A 16,814-nucleotide genomic window follows, 5' to 3' on the forward strand; every position below is an offset into this window, starting at 1 on the left:
TGTAGCGTCATACACGAATAAAGTAAGTCTGTCTTCACACCTGCACCTATACATCTGACCCACGGGGGATCACATATGAAAAAGACCTTGACTGCCTTGGCCATCGCCGGATCGCTGACCTTCCTAGGCGCCGGCGCTGCACAAGCCTTGCCGTACCCGGCCCCGCCGGTGGCTGAAGTTTCCGACAACACTGTTGCACCGGGTGAAGCTTTCGTCTTCAGTGGCGAAGGATTCATTCCCGGCGAAACCATCATCATCACCATCACCCTTACTACTGAGCCCACCGCGTCTGGGGTTGGTGGCCTGGGTCTCGGTGGCGGACTCGGCGCTGGTGTAACGGGCGTCATCCTCCCGGCAAACGTCGTTGACGGCGACACTGTAGTGGCCGACGAAAACGGCGCATTCGCAACTGAAGTTGCACTCACCGAACCGGGCACATACTCCCTAAGCGCTGAGGGCCAGGAGTCGGGCGTCATCCAGTCCGCAACCGTTGAGGTTGTGGCCGTAGATGGTGCAGCAGCTCCCGGCGACGATGTAACCAACGATGGTAACGGTGCAGTTGTTGGAGACGATTCCGCCGCCAATGAAGACGCTGTAGCAAACGGTGACCGCTTGGCTGATACCGGCCTCGAATCTGGAGCACTCCTCTGGGGTGGCGCCGGCGTGCTGGCACTCGGCGCAGGAGCGACCGCAGTGGTAGTGTCGCGTCGCAAGAATGCCTAGTCAAACCTGACTTAGCAAGAAGGTCCGGAACCAGTCGGTTCCGGACCTTCTTTTATTACAGCTCAGTTCGCTGCCAGAAGCGCTTCTTCCAGGGCTACCCATGCGAGCATGGCGCACTTGACTCGTGCCGGGTACTTCGAGACACCAGAGAAAGCAGCAGCATCCCCAAGAATCTCCTCATCGGCCTCAATGCTGCCACGGGAGCGCATGACCTCACGGAACTGGTCTACGAGCTTCATGAGCTCATCTCTTTCCATAGAGAGCGCCATGTCGGAGAGGACTGATGCGGACGCCATGGAGATGGAACAACCTTGCCCGTCCCAGCTAATGCTTGAAAGCGTGCGTTTATCACCATCCGCATGCACGGAAGCACGGAGGATGATCTCATCACCACAGGTGGGGTTGAGCATGTGGGACTCCCCCATATTGTCGCCCTCAGGTGTCTCGGCCAGTCCAGCACCATTTCGGAGCTTTGCATGCTCCAGGATGATCTGCTGGTACAGCTGCTGTAGCTCGGAACTCACTTACTTCACTCCAAAGAACGGGCGGACTCCGGCGACAGCTTCCAGGAAGGCATCGACGTCGTCCGTTGTGTTGTACAGATAGGTGCTGGCCCGGGTGGTCGCCACCAACCCAAGCCGGCGGTGCAGCGGCTGGGCACAGTGGTGTCCTACACGCACGGCGATGCCCTTATCGTCTAGGAACTGGCCGACGTCGTGGGCGTGGACGCCGTCGACATCGAAAGCTGCCAAGCCGATCCTTTCGGAGCCTGCTCCCGGGCCGAGGACTCGGATGCCGTCGATCTCCTCCAGGCCAGCGACAAGACGCTGTCCGAGCTCAACTTCCCACGCGTGGATACGATCCATGCCCGTTTCCTGCAGATAGTTGACAGCGGCCGCCAGCGCCACGGCCTGCGAGATGCGCTGTGTTCCGGCTTCGAAACGTGTAGGTGAGGGAAGGTAGGCTGCGTGCTCCATGGTGACCGTAGTGATCATGGAGCCACCGGTCAGGAACGGCGGCATCGCGTTGAGCAGTTCCGCCTTGCCGTAGAGCGCGCCGATTCCGGTTGGCGCGAGCATCTTGTGGCCGGAGAAAACTGCGAAATCCACGTCTAGGGCCTTTATATCCACAGGTAGATGCGGCACGGACTGGCAGGCGTCCAGCACCACGAAGGCTCCTACTTCTCGGGCCATTGCTACCAACGTTTCGACCGGATTGATCGTGCCCAGAACATTAGAGGCGTGGGTGAACGCCAGGATCTTCGTCTGTGGCGAGATGATCGTATTCGCGTGCTCGAGCTGCAGGGCGCCATCGTCGTCGACCGGCAGATACCGCAGAGTCGCCCCAGTGCGGAACGCCAGCTCCTGCCAGGGGATCAGATTAGCGTGGTGTTCCATCTCGGTCACCACGATTTCGTCCCCCTGCTTCAGCACGAAGGGCTCGGCTTCCTCTCCCCCACGGCCCGCGGTGGCGTTGGAGAACGCATAAGTGATGAGGTTGATGGCCTCGGTCGCATTGGAAGTCCAGACCAGTTCGTTGATGCGGGCGCCAATGAAGCTGGCGACAGTTTCACGCGCCGCCTCGTAAACGTCGGTGGCTTCGACCGCAAGGCTGTGTGCCCCTCGGTGAACAGCAGCGTTACGCTGCTCGTAGTACTCCTGCTCAGCTTCAATGACGCTCAGCGGGTTCTGCGAAGTGGCGCCGGAGTCGAGGTAGACCAGCGGACGCCCGTTAATTTCCCGATTCAGGATGGGGAAATCGTTACGGATGCGCAGGACTTCCGTATTGTCGATGGCGCCGACGGAGTGCTTCAGCGTTGTTGGAGTGGAAACCACAGGCACTGCGGGTGCTCCTTGTTTGACTGGGCAGAATTAGCTATCCGCAATACGCAAGACAACTCTGTCCTAATCTTCCCATGCTCGGCCCGCAGAGGTCATGTGAGTGGCGCCTAATTTGCTTCCGCACGATTCACATCCGGGCATGAAAAAGGGACCGACGATGGGATGGGGGTGGCCCAGTCTCAGAGGCCGCCCATCGTCGGCCCCCGCTTTCGGAGCCATAAAGGCTGTGAGCGACAAAAGCGCTCGGCAGGATGACTTTCGCCCTCCCGACAATCGATACTAGACGTTCAACTCAGTTTCGTCTAGCTGATCTTCGAATGAAACTTCTGTTGGGCTGCTAGCAGCCCCTCTTCGACCATCAACTCGACGGCATCAGCCGCGTCATCAATCAGGAACGGCAGTTCCTTCTTCTCGGCGGTACCAAAATCCCTCAGGACATAGTCCGCCGTATCCATCCTGCCCGGCGGGCGTCCCACACCTATGCGGACGCGGCAGTAGTCCTTGGTGCCGAGGGCCTTAGACAGGTCGCGCAGTCCGTTGTGGCCGCCTTCTCCGCCGCCGATCTTGAGCTTGACGGTATTGAAGGGGATATCGATCTCGTCATGTACAGCTACGACATGATCAGGCGCGATGTCGAAAAACTTCGATAATGCTGACACCGGGCCGCCGGAGAGATTCATGAAGGTGAGCGGTTTGGCTAGGATGACCTTGGGTCCACCTATGCGGAGACGGCCTTCGAGCACATGGGCGTGGGCTTTGTGGGACTTGAATGACCCGCCAATTCTGGAGGCGAGTTCGTCCAACACCATCTGTCCGACGTTGTGCCGGTTATGGCTGTAGCCGGGCCCCGGGTTCCCGAGCCCGACTACAAGCCAGGTGTTGCTGTTCACTGAAAAGAATTACTCAGCGGATGCTTCAGCCGGAGCTGCAGCAGTCTCGCCCGCGGCCTCTTCGGCCTCTGCTGCAACAGTCGGAGCGGAGACAGCGGCGATCAGGGTGTCGCCCTCGATCAGCAGCGTCGTGCCGCTGGGGAGCTCGATGTCACGGGCGTAGATGTGCTCGCCGACCTGACGTCCCTCAACGTTAATGGTCAGAGTCTCCGGCAGAGCCGTGGCATCTGCCTCAACAGCAACGGTAAATTCTTCCAGGTCGAGGGCTGCGCCCGGAGCAACTTCGCCTTCAACATGGATATTGACGTCGACGTGAACCTTCTCGCCCTTGCGGACGGTGAGCAGGTCAACGTGCTCGATGATCTGCAGGAGCGGGTCGCGCTGGATGTCCTTGGCGAGCGCAAGGTGCTGTTCACCATCCACGTCCAAGGTCAGCAGCGCGTTTGAGGTACGCAGCGCCAGGGTGGTGGCCTTGGCCGGCAGCAGGATGTGCATCGGTTCGGCACCGTGGCCGTAGATTACTGCGGGGATCTGCTCGTTACGGCGGGCACGGCGGGCAGCGCCCTTGCCGAATTCGCTGCGGACTTCGGCAGCCAGTTTCTGATCAGACATATCTGTCTCCTCTGAGGAAGTAATAGGATTCTCAACGGTTCAATGGCCGGAGCTACAGGAAAATGTCTAGAAAGATCGCATCTAGCCACCGTCGATAACGGACACTCCACAAGAAATGTGGCGTTCCCTCGCCTAGGCATCGTTTAGCAGTCTACCAGCGCGACGATAGGCAACCGAATCGGTGCTCGGCAGCACTGGAGTGAAATCTTTAACTTGAACATGGCAAAGCCAGGCCTCGTTACCTTCCGTTCATGTAACCTGCGTTAGACTTTAGGCTGACTTGGGGCCAGATGACCGCCATTGGAAGGACTGCAAGAGTCTCGTGGAATTGAACCAAACCGAAGAGCAGCCGCAAGGGCTTGAACTCCGGGACTATCTTAGGGTCCTACACACATACTGGCGAGGCATCGTCGCCATCACGCTTTTGGTAACCCTGCTGGCCTTCGGCTGGACGTTCCTGCAGAAACCTGTTTACGAGGCTCAGTCCATGGGTCTGGTGACGGCCGGCGCGGGCGAAGACATCAATCAGACTTTGGCCGGTGATAACCTCGCTAAGTCAAAGGCGACCAGTTACGCCAGTGTTGCCACTACGCGTCCTGTCGCCCAGGCCGTCATCGACGAATTAGGCCTCGACACGACACCGGCGCAACTCATCGAGCGTATCGAGGTCGAAACTCCTTTGGACACCGCGGAGCTCCGCATTACGGCGTCTTCCGAAGACCCTGCTGACGCGCGCAATCTGGCCGACGCTTGGGTCACGGCATTGATGAACCAGGTCGAAGAAATCGAGACTTCCGGCACCGGTGCAGAACAAGCTGCTGTGCAGATTGTCGCGCTGGCAGATGCGGCTTTGCCAACCTCCCCGGTCTCGCCCAATATGAAGCTAACTCTGGCCATCGGGGCTGTTATTGGTCTGATGCTCGGCCTTGCCTATGCACTGATTCGCAACCACTTGGATCGGCGAATCCGTTCGGCGGAAATGATTGAGAAGCAGTTCGGCGTCCCCGTCATCGGAACCATTCCTGTAGACAAGCGGATGCTGGACCGCCGTAAGGTTGTCGAGACCGGAATCGTTGAGTTCCAGAGTGACCGAGCAAGCCACGCCATGTCAGAGGCCCTGCGTGAACTTCGTACCAACCTGAGTTTCGTAGATGTCGACAACCCGCCCCGGATCATTGTTGTCACCAGTTCGGTCCCGGGCGAAGGCAAGTCCACAGTCACAGCCAACCTCGCGGTTACGATCGCAGCCGCCGGTAAGCGCGTAGTTGTAGTAGACGGCGACCTCCGGAGGCCTGTTGTAACCAGCATGTTCGACCTCGTTCCTGGCGCCGGAGTGACAGACGTTCTCAGCGGTCAGGCAGACCTCGAAGATGTGCTGCAGGTTTGGGGCCAGGTTCCAAACCTGGCCGTCCTCGGTGCTGGCCGTATTCCGCCGAATCCTAGCGAACTGCTTGGATCGCATTCGATGGCGGACATGCTAAGGCAGCTCGCCGAACATGCAACCGTACTGATTGACGCTCCACCGCTGCTCCCCGTCACTGACGCCGCGATCCTGTCAAAGGTTGCAGACGGTGCGATGGTGGTCCTCAACGCCGGCAAGACCACGGTGGACGCCTTCGATAAGGCACTGGGAAACCTTGCCCGCGTTGATGCCCATGTTCTTGGCGCCATCCTCAACCGTGTTCCCACCCAGGGTGCCGACGCGGCCCAGTACGGCTACTACGGTCAGTACTACCAGCAGGACGAAGAGGAGCCCGCACCGAAGGGCGGTCGCCGTAAGCAGAAGCAGCCGCGCCGCGCCACCGCGCCTGTTCCTACTCCCGCCCAGGACTTCGGTTCGGAGTCCGAAGAGGAGTTTAGGGCATTGCTGAGCGGGGAACCGGTCCAGGACCGGCGCATGCCTCCGGCACGACGCTAGCTTGTCCCTGTACGAAAACGTAACCAATAACTCGACCCCGGTGTCCTCGGATGCCGGGGTCGCAGTGTTTCCAGGAGGAGTTCAATCACACTGTTTGTTCACACAGTAGTTTCATCTGTACGTAAGGCGGCATATTCGGAGCAACCTGTCTCCCCAGCCGCTAACGCTCTTGTGAGAGGCTAGAAATCCCGTCTCGCATGCTGCACAAGAAACGGCTCCAATTCCTCTGTTCCAGAGGATTCGGAGCAAATACGTATTCCGGTGACCGTAGTGAAAGGTGACGCTCAGCTAAGTCTGGACGCCGCCGTCGTTCTTAGTAAGCTCCGTCTTTGGCGACGACAGCTTTGATGGTGCGCATGATGATGGTCAGATCCCCGGCCAGCGACCAGTTCTCCACGTAGTAAAGGTCGAGGCGTACGCTCTCTTCCCAGGATAGATCCGAGCGGCCGCTGACCTGCCACAGACCGGTAATGCCGGGGCGCACCAGCAGGCGGCGGTGCGTGTGCTGCTCGTAGACGGCGACCTCGCGCTCCAGCGGCGGGCGGGGGCCCACCAGGCTCATGTCCCCGATCAATACGTTCCAGAGCTGGGGTACTTCGTCGAGAGAGTACTTGCGGATGAAAGCACCGACGCGGGTTACCCGCGGGTCACGCTTCATCTTGAACAGGGTGCCGTTGCCCTCGTTCTGCTCCGCCAGTTCTTTCAGCCGCGCCTCGGCGTCGACGACCATGGACCGGAACTTCATCATGTGGAACCGGCTGCCCTGGATGCCTACGCGTTCCTGCCGGAAAAACACCGGGCCCGGGTTGTCGAGCTTGATCGAGATGGCGATGGCGAGCATGACGGGTGAAAGAACGATAAGTCCGAAGGCCGAAGCAACGACATCGAGGGAACGCTTCCAGGTGAACTTGGCGCCGTCATATTGCGGCATCTCAACGTTCATCAACGGCAGGCCTTCGACCGGCCGCCAGTGGATTCGCGGACCGGCAACGTCGACCAGTTTGCTGGCGACAACTAGCGAGGTGTTGGTTCCCTCGAGCTCCCAGCTGAGTTCTTTGAGATAGCGCTGGCCGTTCTGTGCTGTGCCGGCGACGATAACGGTATCGAAATTATGGTCCTTAACCGCCTGAACGACGCATTCAGGAGAACTGATGACCGGAAGCCTGTGTCCGGTAGCAAGCGTGACCTCGGATTCCTCAGTTCCGCGAATGGCTGCACCGAGCAGCCGGTAGCCCGTCTGCGGGGACTTGAAGATCTTGTCGCCCACGAAAGTAACGTCCGAGATCGAGCCGACGATGATGGCGCGGTCCGTATAGTTCCCGTTGGATCGCTGCCGACCCAGCCACAGGCGCCAGACATGCCGGGATAGGAGGAGCAGACCGAGACCTACAGGCAAGGCGATGGCAAGATAGCCTCGTGCGACGTCGTATTTCAACAGCATGGCGGCGATGGCGAAGGCGCCGAACGTTCCGATGGTTGCGTTGATAACGCGTCGGTACTCGTCATTCCCCACTCCGAGGACCGGTAGGGCGCGGCTTTGGGTAATCATGAGGGCGACGAGCCACATGAGCCCGAGAATTACCGAAACCATCGAGTACGTCTGGGCGGCCCCGACCACCTTGAGTTCCTGCTCTGTAACACCGAAGCGCAGAAGCTGGGCGAGGAACAGGGAAGCCGCTACGACGACCGTATCAGTCAGAACCAGTCTGTTCTTGAGGGATCTGCCCCAACTTCGGTCCTGCCCAACAGAACCTGCAGACATTGGCGATGGGGCCGGCAGTGGACCGACCGTTTTCTGTTCTGGTTCCACGGTGCGAATGTGTTCCCTGATGTCGTGACTCGGTTCCTCGACGGTTATACCCATTAAGTTAAAGCTCCCCCTACGATGCCCGCCTTTCCCCGACAGGCCATTCCCGTATGAAGTATACGGGCGATCAAAGGGTTTATCTAAGGTCGGGAGTAATCCTCGCTTCAAACGCGACCAATTTGTCCAGAGCAGGCACGAGGTCCCTCACCATTTGCTGGTAGACGCCGTCATCACGGCGGTATGGATCCACGATTTCGTCTTCGTTTTGGTCTGCGGCGCGGGCCTGGTAGCGCTTGAGGGCGGCTAGGTGGGGAAGCCTCTTCCACCGGTATTCGACTTCTTCGTCGGACGTGCCTCGAGGGATCTCCGTATCCGGGTCCGCTTCGAGGGCGTCGATCATGCGGGCGAGTTCACGTACCGTGAAGGTCCGCTTGAGCAGGCGCGGCATCAGGTTGAGGATCCGGTCCCGGTGCTCGATGCTCATCGCCAGCACGAGGTCGACGTCTGCCAGATGGGATTCATGGAGTTGCCTGGCAGCAAAACCTTCCGAAGATCCGCCGAGGACATGGAGCAGGCCGGCTGCGCGGGTGTCCATAGGCGAATTGACGAGGGCCTGGATGCCGGCGCTGCGGACATCGAAGACGCCGGGGCGGACTTGGTCCAGTTTTTGCTGCAGCAACCGCTCCGCCATTGGAGAGCGGCAGACGTTCCCGGTGCAAATGGTCAGAATGCGGATCATTCCAGAACTCTAACGTCTGTCGACGCCTTCGATCATTCCGAGTCGTTGGGCCCCTTCACGTTGGCTTGAGCGAGAGCACGATCAACCCAGTCCAAATCCCGCAACTTTTCGCGCAGAAGGCTGTACCGGGCGACCACTAGGAGCGCGCCGCCGATCGGCAGAGTGATCAGGAAGAGTCCCGGGGCGACGTCGATTTCGACCAGCAGTACCCAGGCGGCGAAGAAGGCGTAGGCCCAGAAAGTAGCCTTGACTGCACTCCAGCACTCCGCCATTGCCCGGCGCGGAAACAGGATGTCGCTCCGGTAGGTCAGGACCAGACCGCAAAACCATGCAAAGCCGAGAACGAAGGCAGCCCAACCTGAGCCTCCGTCCGGTCCGACGCCGGACACGGGCACCAGGAACAGGCCCGCAGCAACCGAGACAGAGATGGTTATGGCGTCGGACATCCTCAAAACTGCGCCGGCGCTCAGGTGCCGGCGGACAGACTTGGTGATGGGAACAGTAACCATGTGCGCACCGGACCTTTCTGGATGGTGACGAGACGCTTCATTTCTAGCAATGCGGGGTTGGCGAAACCTTGGGGCTTGCTGCAAAGGGCAGCCAGGCCAATCAGCAGGATCGCCTTGTGGCTCCGTTCTAAGGCTCCTAGTGTGGAATTCGCAGTCCCGAGTCACCAGGCAAGAGAACGGCCGGTTGCATGCGCACCTTCGGAGTCGAAGAAGAACTGCTGTTGGTGGATCCCACCAGCTGGCGCGTGGTCCCTTGCGCGAGCTCGTTGACGAACCTCTACCGCCAGCAGCTGCCGCAGACAGCACAGAACCATCCACCTGATCCTCCTTCTCCGGAATTCACCGGCCTACGGCTGGCAACGGAATTCCAGGAGGAACAAATAGAAGTCATCAGCCGACCGCACAGTTCCTTAGCAGGTCTGGCGGCCGACATCAGGTCAGGCAGGGCTTTGGCCGACTCGTGCGCCAGAGGGGTCGGTGCGCGGACGGCTGCTTTAGCCACGGCTCCCCTACCCACGGTCCCGCACGCCGCGCCCGATGAGCGGGTAGGGATAATGATCGCGCGTTATGGGCTGACGGCGCGGGAGCAGCTGACGTCGGGATTCCACATCCATGTCAGTGTGGACTCGGATGAAGAAGGCGTGGCCGTCCTGGACCGCATCCGGATCTGGCTGCCCATCCTGGCAGCTCTAGCCAGCAATTCGCCGTTCTCGCAAGGCACAGATACCTGCTACGCCAGCTTCCGCGGCCAGGCATGGTCGCGTTGGCCATCAACAGGGCCGCTGGAGATCTTCGGGTCGGCGGTTGCCTATCACCGCGCGATCGAGCAGATCCTCGCGACCGGCGTCGTACTCGACAAGGCGATGCTGTACTTTGACGCCCGGCTGTCCAACAACTATCCAACGGTGGAAATCCGTGTCAGCGACGTTTGCCTGGACGCGGACGACACCGTGTTGATCGCCGCCCTCGCCCGGGCTCTGGTGGAGACAGCGGCACGGGACTGGCGCGCGGGCAAGGCTCCGGAACCTGTGCCCGTTGCCGTCCTGCGGCTGGCGGCGTGGCAGGCGAGCAGATGGGGAACCGAAGGCGATCTGCTGCATCCCGTGACGGGCACGCCCTGCAAGGCGACCGACGTCGTTGACTTACTTTTCGAACACGTCAGCGAAGCTCTCACCGACTCCGGGGATGACGCGCAGGTGCAGCGGCTGTATGGGCAGCTGCTTCAGAGGGGAACCGGAGCACGGCAGCAGCGCGATGCGCTGGAACGGACGGGCTCGCTGGAGGGCGTGGTTGCCGAAGCCGTTCGCCTGACTCATCACCAGGATTCTGACGTTATCCATAGCGGAACCGGCCGAAAGGGAACATCATGACCAGGCATCACCACAAGGAACAAACCCCAGCAGTGGAAGAGAATCTGGCTGCGGCCGTGCCCGCGAAACGGAGGCACGTCGCCGTCGACCTGGTACTGGGAGGGCTGGCGGGAGCGGCCGGAGTCTGGGCGATGGATAAGGTCGGCTGGTACCTGTACGAGCGGGAGGAGCCGCGGGCCCTGGCCCGGGAGTTGCGTGCCCGGGTGGACGGCAAGGACGTTGCGCACGTGCTGGCCCAGAAGGCGGCCCGGTTGACGGGCATGGCCCGCAAGGTGGAGCAGCCGAGCCCGATCGGGATCGGCGTGCACTACGCCCTAGGAATTCTGCCCGGCGCAGTTCATGGCGTCGTCCGGCGACGCCTGCCCGTGGTCCGCGCCGGCAGCGGTGCGCTGTATGGTCTCGGGCTCTTTGCTGTGCTGGATGAAGCGAGCGCCCCGTTGCTGGGTCTGGCTTCGGGACCGCGCCGGTATCCGTGGCAGGCACATGTGAGAGGTCTGGTCTCCCACGTGACGCTGGGCATGGGGACGGAAACCGTACTGAGGCTGTTTGACCAGGCACGGAAACCGTAGTTATCCGGCGTCAGCTGCTGGCATTCTGCCTCGGGACGGGAGGCTATTCGCCGTTGCTGTCCCGGGCGGCTACTTCGAGTTCCACCAGGGACTGCCGCAGCAAGGTTTCCGGGTTGGCTTCGCCGTCCCCTGCGTTGCATTCCCGGAAGACTTCCTCCTGCAACTGCTGCGCCAGCAGATCCAACTCCTTGCGGGAAAGAGTTTCCAAGTGCGAGGGGAAGGCTTCCTTCGGCGAAAGGTAGGGCTTATCTAACATTCGTGCTCCTTATGCTCGATGCGTCCCCGGAATGCCGCGTGCGAGGGTGAATCCACCCTACGCCACTGCTCGTCCTGCTGCCTAGCAGCAAGGTTGCCGGAAGGTGAGCAACAGGGAAACTACATGCTCACGGCCGAGTTCAGGTCCGTTTGCGGGGGGCGAAGAGCACTGCGCCGTACGCGCCCATCAGGAGCATCGCCGCGGCGATGGCGGAGAGAGTTCCCGCTTCGGACATGGCGAACGCGGGATCCAGCTGCAGCAGCTGGGGACGAAGCACGACGTCTGCTGCCCCGGGCTGCGTCCCGGTCTCTGAGTCTTCGGGGCTGGCCGGCTCCTGGTCCTCGTTGGGGCCGCCGAGCGGAGGAACGGGCAGGAGTCCGGTCTCTGCGCGCTCGACGTCCCGGGCGTTGACTCCGGGTTGGTCTTCCTTCGGCGCTGCCGCGATGGCGGGTTCCCCGACGGGCGCCGGGATGCAGATGCTGCCGCTGCCCTCTTCGCCAAGCTGCACGGTGTTCCGCAGCCCCGTGCCCGATGCGGCGTCGGCTACACAGTCCAACTGCTCGGCCGGGACACTCGGATCAAGCTTGATGCGGACGTTGACCAAGTAGAGGTGGCTATCCAGCAGTTCCAGGCTGCGGTCGGTGGCGAGCACAGCGGCAGGATCAGCTTCGGGATCAGGCCATTCACCGCCGTCGGACGTTCCCAAGAGCATCCAGCGCGCGTTCAATATGTCCACGCCGCCACCGAAGTCGAGGGTGTCGGTCAGGTTGTAGGTGGCGCCGGCAACCACGGAGGGGTTCTCCACGGACACCTCGTACACCACGTCCCAAACGTCTTCCCCGGCACCGGAGACCTCAACCGGTTCGCGGACGGACTTGGTGACGTTCAGGGCCGGTGCTTCCCAGCTGCTGACGATGGAGCAGACGATGCTCTGCCCGTAGGACGGGACCACGATGGTGCCTTCCTGGTGCAGGGTGCCGCTGCCGCTGTCCAGTTCGCAGGACCAGTCGCTGGCAAGGAACTCCGTGCCGCCGATGAAGCCGGCCGTTTCGGAGAGGTCGTAGGCGGTGCCGGCGGCTACGCTGCCGGCGATTCCGGTAGCGCCGGCGACGGCGGCTGCTTCGCCTCCGGCCGGGGTGGCGGAGAGCTTCCAGTCATCCGGGCTGATGCCGGCCGGCGGCTGCGGACCGACGGCCTTGATCAGGGTGAGCTGCTGCTGGCAGTCGATGGTGTTGGTGACGGCGACCTCGTTGGCGATCATCAGCTTGGCGATCCTGCCGAGGCCGTCCGAGTCCGCCACGGCGCAGCCGGCCGGCAGTGTGAGGTTGGCGCCGAGCGCAAGGCGGGTGCCGGCGTCGTACGCATACACGGTGCCCCACTTGCCCGGGGCCGGCTCTCCCCCGCCGTCCGGCAGGACCAGCTCGGCCGCGAAGCCGTCGGGCTGGCTGCCGCCGGCGTACACGGTGCCGTTGATGTTCCAGCTGTTGGTGGCCTTGAGGGTCACGGGCAGCGGCTGGCAGGCTTTGGCGCTGAGCCCGTTCAGCTGCACGGAGCTGGTCAGCCCGGTGCCACTGCCGCTGTCGATCCGGCAGTCCAGGTGGGCGGCGCGGGTACCGGCGGGCACGCCGACCACGGCGCGCACGCTGTAGGTGTGAACGGTGTTGCCGTCCGGGCTGTGGCCGATCACGGTGCCAGCCGGGGCGAGCACGGTGGTGCGGTTGGCATCGGGGCTGGCCCAGGAGCCCGACGCCGGATCCCCGCCGGTGCGGGTCCAGGTGGCGGACTTGATGGTGACGCCGGGGCCGAAGCCGAGCGTGTCCGAGAGGCTGTAGGTGTTGTCCGAGCTGCGGGAGGTGTTGGTGACGGTGATGTCGTAGCCGATGCTCCAGGTGCCGGCCTCGCCCGGAACCGGGGTGCCCGCGGTCTTCAGCAGCTGCAGGTCACCCTCCTGGTTGCTGCAGTCCAGGGTATTGGTGATGGTGAAGGAGTTGACCCCTGCTTTTAGTGCAACGGTGGCACCGCTGTCCGGGAGGGCCTTGCCTGCCAGGGAGCGGGAGAGCAGCCGGCACTGCTGGCCGGAGGAGAAGCCCTCCTTGATGGTGACGCTGCCGCCGTCCTCGAAGCCGATGGCGGGGACGCCGAACTGTGCGCCGTTGGTTGAGCCCGGGGCCAGCATCAGGTGGGCGCTGACGCCGAGGCTGGAGACCTCCTCGTGGCTGGCGGAGCGGCCGTTGACCTGCCAGTTCACGTTGACCAGGACGTCCGCGTTCTTGATGCCGTCATTGTCATCGTCATCGTCGCGGGGCTCGGGCTTTTCGATGCTGTTGCCGTTGGCGTCCTCTTTGGGCGTGGGCTTGCCTTCGACGACGGTGATGTGCGGGGCGACCGCGACGGGCTCTCCTGCGGCGTCCGGGGTGCCGGGGGTTTCCGGGGCGGCTTCGCCGTTGGTGTTGTCCGGGGTGTCCGGGCTGCCTTCGCCGGTGTCCGTAGGCGGGGCCTCGGTTTCCGTGGGCGTGCCCGGGTCGATCTCGTCGACGGGCGGCGGGACGGGAATGTCGACGTTGCCGCCGTCCGTGGCGGGCGGGGGCGCGGTGGTTCCTCCGGTGGCCGGCGGGTCAACCGTTGCAGGCGGTTCCACCGAGGTGGGCGGCGGACTGACGACCGGCGGCGTTGTGGTGGGCGGAGGCGTGGTCGGGACGACCTCTTCCGGCGTCGGCGTAGTTGGCGGTGGCGTTGTCGGATTCGTGGAAGGGGGCGTGGTGCCGGCCGGAGCCGGGTCCGGGTTGGGCGTCACCGTGATTGTTTCCGCTGGGGGTGTTGTGTCCGGAGCGGTGGGCGAGGTCTGCGGCGCGGGCGACGGCGAGATGCCGGAGAGCTCAGGTGCCTGGGTGCTCAGCTCGCGGGTGGTGGAATCATCCGTGGGTTCCTTGACCGTCCTGGCGGCTCCGTGGTCATCGGCTGGTGCCGTGGCCGTGGCGGAGGGGGTTGCGGTGGCGGAGGGGCTGGGAGAGGGCGTTGCCATCGCGGCGGCGGGCCAGCCGAGCACGAGCATGGCGAACATTACTGCCGTGGCCAGCGCGGTGCGCATTATCGTCAGCGCGGCATGCCGGCCGGATTTCGCGCGGACACTTCCGCGGCTTCTGGCTGCTGCGCGCCGGCGGTGCCGGGGCACAGCGGAACTGGACCTCTCACCTCCGGTTTCCCGGAGAGGGAAATACCTCATCTGTTCCCCCAAGCGGTTGTACGCAGTCACACCGGGCGGCTTCGCTGCCTTCCGGTTCCGACGTCAAACCTCTACCTCATATGCCCCGCGAAACCGCAGGGTACGGTGCCTCGGTCCTCCCCCACGAAGGGCCGCAGCGGATGGTGATGCGGTACGGTGCGCGTTCCCGCATCACGCCAACTGGTGCCGCCCCGAGCACCGCGTGCGAGTGTCCTGCTCCCCAGCAGGACCCTTTCCAATACGTCCAAGCTACCAATCGCCGCTTGTAAAAACCATAGTCGTTACCCGACTGTGCCGCGTAAGCACGCGGAAAAACAGGTTATACGATGCGTTTTACGCGCTGGCCTCATAGATGCTCAGGAGTCGCTCAAAGTTCCGGCGCGGTGGCGAATGACCGCGATAGTAAGTAGGGTTAGGAATGTCCGGCCTGCCGGGTGATACACCGGCAGCAACCATCGACCGTAGGAGAAACACCATGGGTTTGGATGACAAGATCGGAAACGCCGCAGAGCGTGCAGGCGGCAAGGCCAAGGAAGCAGCCGGAGACGCCACCGACGACCAGAGCCTGCAGTCCGAGGGCAAGAAGGACCAGTCCAAGGCAGACCTCAAAGACGCCGGCGAGAAGGTCAAGGACGCGTTCAAGAAAGACTGACTGAATCACTACACAAGAGGGTGCGGCCACACGTGGCCGCACCCTCTTCGCTTTTTCATTTGGTAGCTGCTCCGCCCTCCCCCAAGAAGGGCGGATCAGCTTTGGTTCTGCGCGCCGGCCGATATTGACTACTTTGACCGCCGGACCTCAAGGAACGGGCCGGGCTTCACGAAGCTTCGGCTCAGAGTTTGCTCAAGGCTGGGACCGTGCTCAAGATTGGCTCAAGCCGGGCGCAATGGCTGGCCGAACACCAAAGGCGACGTCCGCCGTCGTACGTCTTATAAGTCTGCTTACTATTGTCGGACAGCATCCCGATCAAGCAGTCCAGCAGGAGGACGCCATGAACCAGCCCAAGCAGCAGCAGGAAGTACCCGGCACCCAGTCCGAGATGACACCGGTGCCCGATTGTGGGGAACAGAGCTACCGCGGCATGGACAAGCTCAAAGGCAAGGCCGCGGTCATCACCGGAGGCGACAGCGGGATCGGCCGGGCAGTGGCCATCGCGTTCGCCCGCGAAGGCGCCGACGTACTGATCTCCTACCTCAGCGAGGACGAGGACGCCCGCGACACTGCCCGACTGGTGGAGGAAGCCGGGCGGAAAGCAGTCCTCGTGCGCGGCGACCTGGATACGGCCGAACACTGCCGGAAGATCATCGATACGGCCGTGCAGGAATTCGGCAAGATCGACATCCTGGTCAACAACGCCGCCTACCAGATGACCCACGAGACGATCGAGGAAATCAGCGACGAGGAGTGGGAGCACACCTTCAAGGTAAACATCAACGCGATGTTCTACCTGGTCAAGGCGGCACTCCCCCACATGGCGCCGGGGTCTTCAATCATCGGCAGCTCTTCGGTCAACTCGGACATGCCCAACCCCACGCTGGCACCCTATGCCGCAACCAAGGCGGCAATCGCCAACTTCTCCGCCAGCCTGGCACAGCTGCTCGGCGAGAAGGGCATCCGGGTCAACAGCGTCGCTCCCGGTCCGATCTGGACACCCCTGATCCCGTCCACCATGCCGCCGGAGAAGGTGGAATCTTTTGGGAGCAACACGCCGCTGGGCCGGCCGGGCCAGCCGGCGGAGCTGGCGCCGACGTACGTACTGCTGGCGTCCGACGACGGCAGCTACATCTCCGGCGCCCGCATTGCGGTCACCGGCGGGCGACCAATTCTGTAGCAAACCGAAAAAACAGACAGGTCTGTCTTGCAACAAGAAAGTAAGCATGCTTTGCTTCTGAGTACGGAAAAGAAAGCATGCTTACGAGAAAGGCGAACCCCCATGAAGCCTGTAGTACGGGACAATTTCGGCGCCTCACAGTTCGATGCCTACATTGACGGAGCTGTGGTGGCCTCGCTGCATTACCGTATCCACGACGGTGAAATCTGGCTCCTCTTTACCGATGTTCCCGGCGGACGACTGGGCAAAAACCTGGCCTCCAGCCTGATCACCACGTCGCTGTCCGACGCGCAGCGCAGGCGTCTGGCGGTGCGGCCGTTCTGCCCCAAGGTACGGCACATGATCGCCACGCTGCCCAACTACCTGATGCTGGTCCCCCACGACGAACGGCTGCGCCTGCACTCGTCCCTCATCGCCGACAAGCAGGAAGCCGAACGCCAGCAGCAGTTGGCGCGCGTGCAGGAACAGCGGAACGCGCGCCGCCGGGCGGTCCGGGAACACCAGCCGGCTGCCGCCTGAGGAACT

16 protein-coding genes are annotated in these 16,814 nt (G+C 62.4%); 7 read left to right on the top strand and 9 right to left on the bottom strand.

Features of this window, described 5'->3' with window-relative positions:
- Positions 1-75 precede the first annotated feature (75 nt).
- Entirely contained in the window at positions 76-723 is a 648-nt protein-coding gene (locus AC3A4M_RS04995; RefSeq protein ID WP_498734318.1) for an LPXTG cell wall anchor domain-containing protein, read from the top strand.
- A gap of 62 nt (positions 724-785) precedes the next feature.
- Here AC3A4M_RS04995 and sufU read toward each other — a convergent pair whose 3' ends face one another.
- From sufU to AC3A4M_RS05015, 4 genes are all read right to left on the bottom strand, one after another.
- Positions 786-1,247, bottom strand: a complete 462-nt coding sequence (sufU, locus tag AC3A4M_RS05000) for a Fe-S cluster assembly sulfur transfer protein SufU (protein ID WP_498734319.1) — start codon at positions 1,245-1,247, stop codon at positions 786-788.
- Positions 1,248-2,564, bottom strand: a complete 1,317-nt coding sequence (locus tag AC3A4M_RS05005) for a cysteine desulfurase (protein ID WP_498734321.1) — start codon at positions 2,562-2,564, stop codon at positions 1,248-1,250. It lies immediately after the preceding gene.
- 302 nt (positions 2,565-2,866) lie between these two features.
- A complete protein-coding gene (gene pth / locus AC3A4M_RS05010) occupies positions 2,867-3,454 on the bottom strand; it encodes an aminoacyl-tRNA hydrolase (protein WP_498734322.1) in 588 nt (195 codons plus the stop codon).
- A gap of 9 nt (positions 3,455-3,463) precedes the next feature.
- Positions 3,464-4,066, bottom strand: a complete 603-nt coding sequence (locus tag AC3A4M_RS05015) for a 50S ribosomal protein L25/general stress protein Ctc (RefSeq protein WP_498734324.1) — start codon at positions 4,064-4,066, stop codon at positions 3,464-3,466.
- A 322-nt stretch (positions 4,067-4,388) separates the two neighbouring features.
- On the opposite strand from AC3A4M_RS05015, the gene AC3A4M_RS05020 reads away from it, so the two are divergent.
- A complete protein-coding gene (locus AC3A4M_RS05020; RefSeq protein WP_498734326.1) occupies positions 4,389-5,984 on the top strand; it encodes a tyrosine-protein kinase domain-containing protein in 1,596 nt (531 codons plus the stop codon).
- Positions 5,985-6,297: 313 nt separating this feature from the next.
- On the opposite strand, the gene AC3A4M_RS05025 is transcribed toward AC3A4M_RS05020, so the two are convergent.
- The 3 genes from AC3A4M_RS05025 to AC3A4M_RS05035 form a co-directional block, all read right to left on the bottom strand.
- A complete protein-coding gene (locus AC3A4M_RS05025; RefSeq protein WP_498734328.1) occupies positions 6,298-7,746 on the bottom strand; it encodes a sugar transferase in 1,449 nt (482 codons plus the stop codon).
- A 181-nt stretch (positions 7,747-7,927) separates the two neighbouring features.
- A complete protein-coding gene (locus AC3A4M_RS05030) occupies positions 7,928-8,530 on the bottom strand; it encodes an arsenate reductase/protein-tyrosine-phosphatase family protein (protein ID WP_498734329.1) in 603 nt (200 codons plus the stop codon).
- 32 nt (positions 8,531-8,562) lie between these two features.
- Positions 8,563-9,039 (bottom strand): hypothetical protein, encoded by a 477-nt coding sequence (locus tag AC3A4M_RS05035; RefSeq protein ID WP_498734330.1) that lies wholly within the window; start codon positions 9,037-9,039, stop codon positions 8,563-8,565.
- Positions 9,040-9,227: 188 nt separating this feature from the next.
- Here AC3A4M_RS05035 and AC3A4M_RS05040 point away from each other — a divergent pair, with 188 nt between their 5' ends.
- A complete protein-coding gene (locus tag AC3A4M_RS05040; RefSeq protein WP_498734331.1) occupies positions 9,228-10,409 on the top strand; it encodes a glutamate--cysteine ligase in 1,182 nt (393 codons plus the stop codon).
- Positions 10,406-10,978 (top strand): hypothetical protein, encoded by a 573-nt coding sequence (locus AC3A4M_RS05045; protein ID WP_498734333.1) that lies wholly within the window; start codon positions 10,406-10,408, stop codon positions 10,976-10,978. Before AC3A4M_RS05040 ends, AC3A4M_RS05045 begins: the two co-directional genes overlap by 4 nt.
- A gap of 43 nt (positions 10,979-11,021) precedes the next feature.
- Here AC3A4M_RS05045 and AC3A4M_RS05050 read toward each other — a convergent pair whose 3' ends face one another.
- Positions 11,022-11,234 (bottom strand): hypothetical protein, encoded by a 213-nt coding sequence (locus AC3A4M_RS05050; RefSeq protein WP_498734334.1) that lies wholly within the window; start codon positions 11,232-11,234, stop codon positions 11,022-11,024.
- 139 nt (positions 11,235-11,373) lie between these two features.
- The gene (locus tag AC3A4M_RS05055; protein ID WP_498734336.1) at positions 11,374-14,406 is read right to left on the bottom strand and encodes a hypothetical protein; all 3,033 of its coding nucleotides are present in this window, start codon (positions 14,404-14,406) and stop codon (positions 11,374-11,376) included.
- A 526-nt stretch (positions 14,407-14,932) separates the two neighbouring features.
- On the opposite strand from AC3A4M_RS05055, the gene AC3A4M_RS05060 reads away from it, so the two are divergent.
- From AC3A4M_RS05060 to AC3A4M_RS05070, 3 genes are all read left to right on the top strand, one after another.
- A complete protein-coding gene (locus tag AC3A4M_RS05060) occupies positions 14,933-15,109 on the top strand; it encodes a CsbD family protein (RefSeq protein WP_498729043.1) in 177 nt (58 codons plus the stop codon).
- A gap of 340 nt (positions 15,110-15,449) precedes the next feature.
- Positions 15,450-16,289 carry an SDR family oxidoreductase gene (locus AC3A4M_RS05065; protein WP_498734338.1) on the top strand — a complete coding sequence of 280 codons (840 nt, stop codon included), beginning with the start codon at positions 15,450-15,452 and terminating at the stop codon, positions 16,287-16,289.
- A gap of 102 nt (positions 16,290-16,391) precedes the next feature.
- Positions 16,392-16,808, top strand: coding sequence for a GNAT family N-acetyltransferase (locus AC3A4M_RS05070; protein WP_498734339.1), 417 nt, complete (start codon positions 16,392-16,394; stop codon positions 16,806-16,808).
- Positions 16,809-16,814 lie beyond the last annotated feature (6 nt).

The sequence above is a fragment of the Arthrobacter sp. Soil_C_60 genome, assembly GCF_057656375.1.

What these genes read in the sequence shown, in the direction of transcription:
- AC3A4M_RS04995 (WP_498734318.1), top strand. Translation starts at nt 76, where the DNA reads ATGAAAAAGACCTTGACTGCCTTGGCCATCGCCGGATCGCTGACCTTC.
- AC3A4M_RS05015 (WP_498734324.1), bottom strand. Translation starts at nt 4,066, where the DNA reads ATGTCTGATCAGAAACTGGCTGCCGAAGTCCGCAGCGAATTCGGCAAG.
- AC3A4M_RS05025 (WP_498734328.1), bottom strand. Translation starts at nt 7,746, where the DNA reads ATGTCTGCAGGTTCTGTTGGGCAGGACCGAAGTTGGGGCAGATCCCTC.
- AC3A4M_RS05030 (WP_498734329.1), bottom strand. Translation starts at nt 8,530, where the DNA reads ATGATCCGCATTCTGACCATTTGCACCGGGAACGTCTGCCGCTCTCCA.
- AC3A4M_RS05035 (WP_498734330.1), bottom strand. Translation starts at nt 9,039, where the DNA reads ATGGTTACTGTTCCCATCACCAAGTCTGTCCGCCGGCACCTGAGCGCC.
- AC3A4M_RS05040 (WP_498734331.1), top strand. Translation starts at nt 9,228, where the DNA reads ATGCGCACCTTCGGAGTCGAAGAAGAACTGCTGTTGGTGGATCCCACC.
- AC3A4M_RS05045 (WP_498734333.1), top strand. Translation starts at nt 10,406, where the DNA reads ATGACCAGGCATCACCACAAGGAACAAACCCCAGCAGTGGAAGAGAAT.
- AC3A4M_RS05050 (WP_498734334.1), bottom strand. Translation starts at nt 11,234, where the DNA reads ATGTTAGATAAGCCCTACCTTTCGCCGAAGGAAGCCTTCCCCTCGCAC.
- AC3A4M_RS05060 (WP_498729043.1), top strand. Translation starts at nt 14,933, where the DNA reads ATGGGTTTGGATGACAAGATCGGAAACGCCGCAGAGCGTGCAGGCGGC.
- AC3A4M_RS05065 (WP_498734338.1), top strand. Translation starts at nt 15,450, where the DNA reads ATGAACCAGCCCAAGCAGCAGCAGGAAGTACCCGGCACCCAGTCCGAG.
- AC3A4M_RS05070 (WP_498734339.1), top strand. Translation starts at nt 16,392, where the DNA reads ATGAAGCCTGTAGTACGGGACAATTTCGGCGCCTCACAGTTCGATGCC.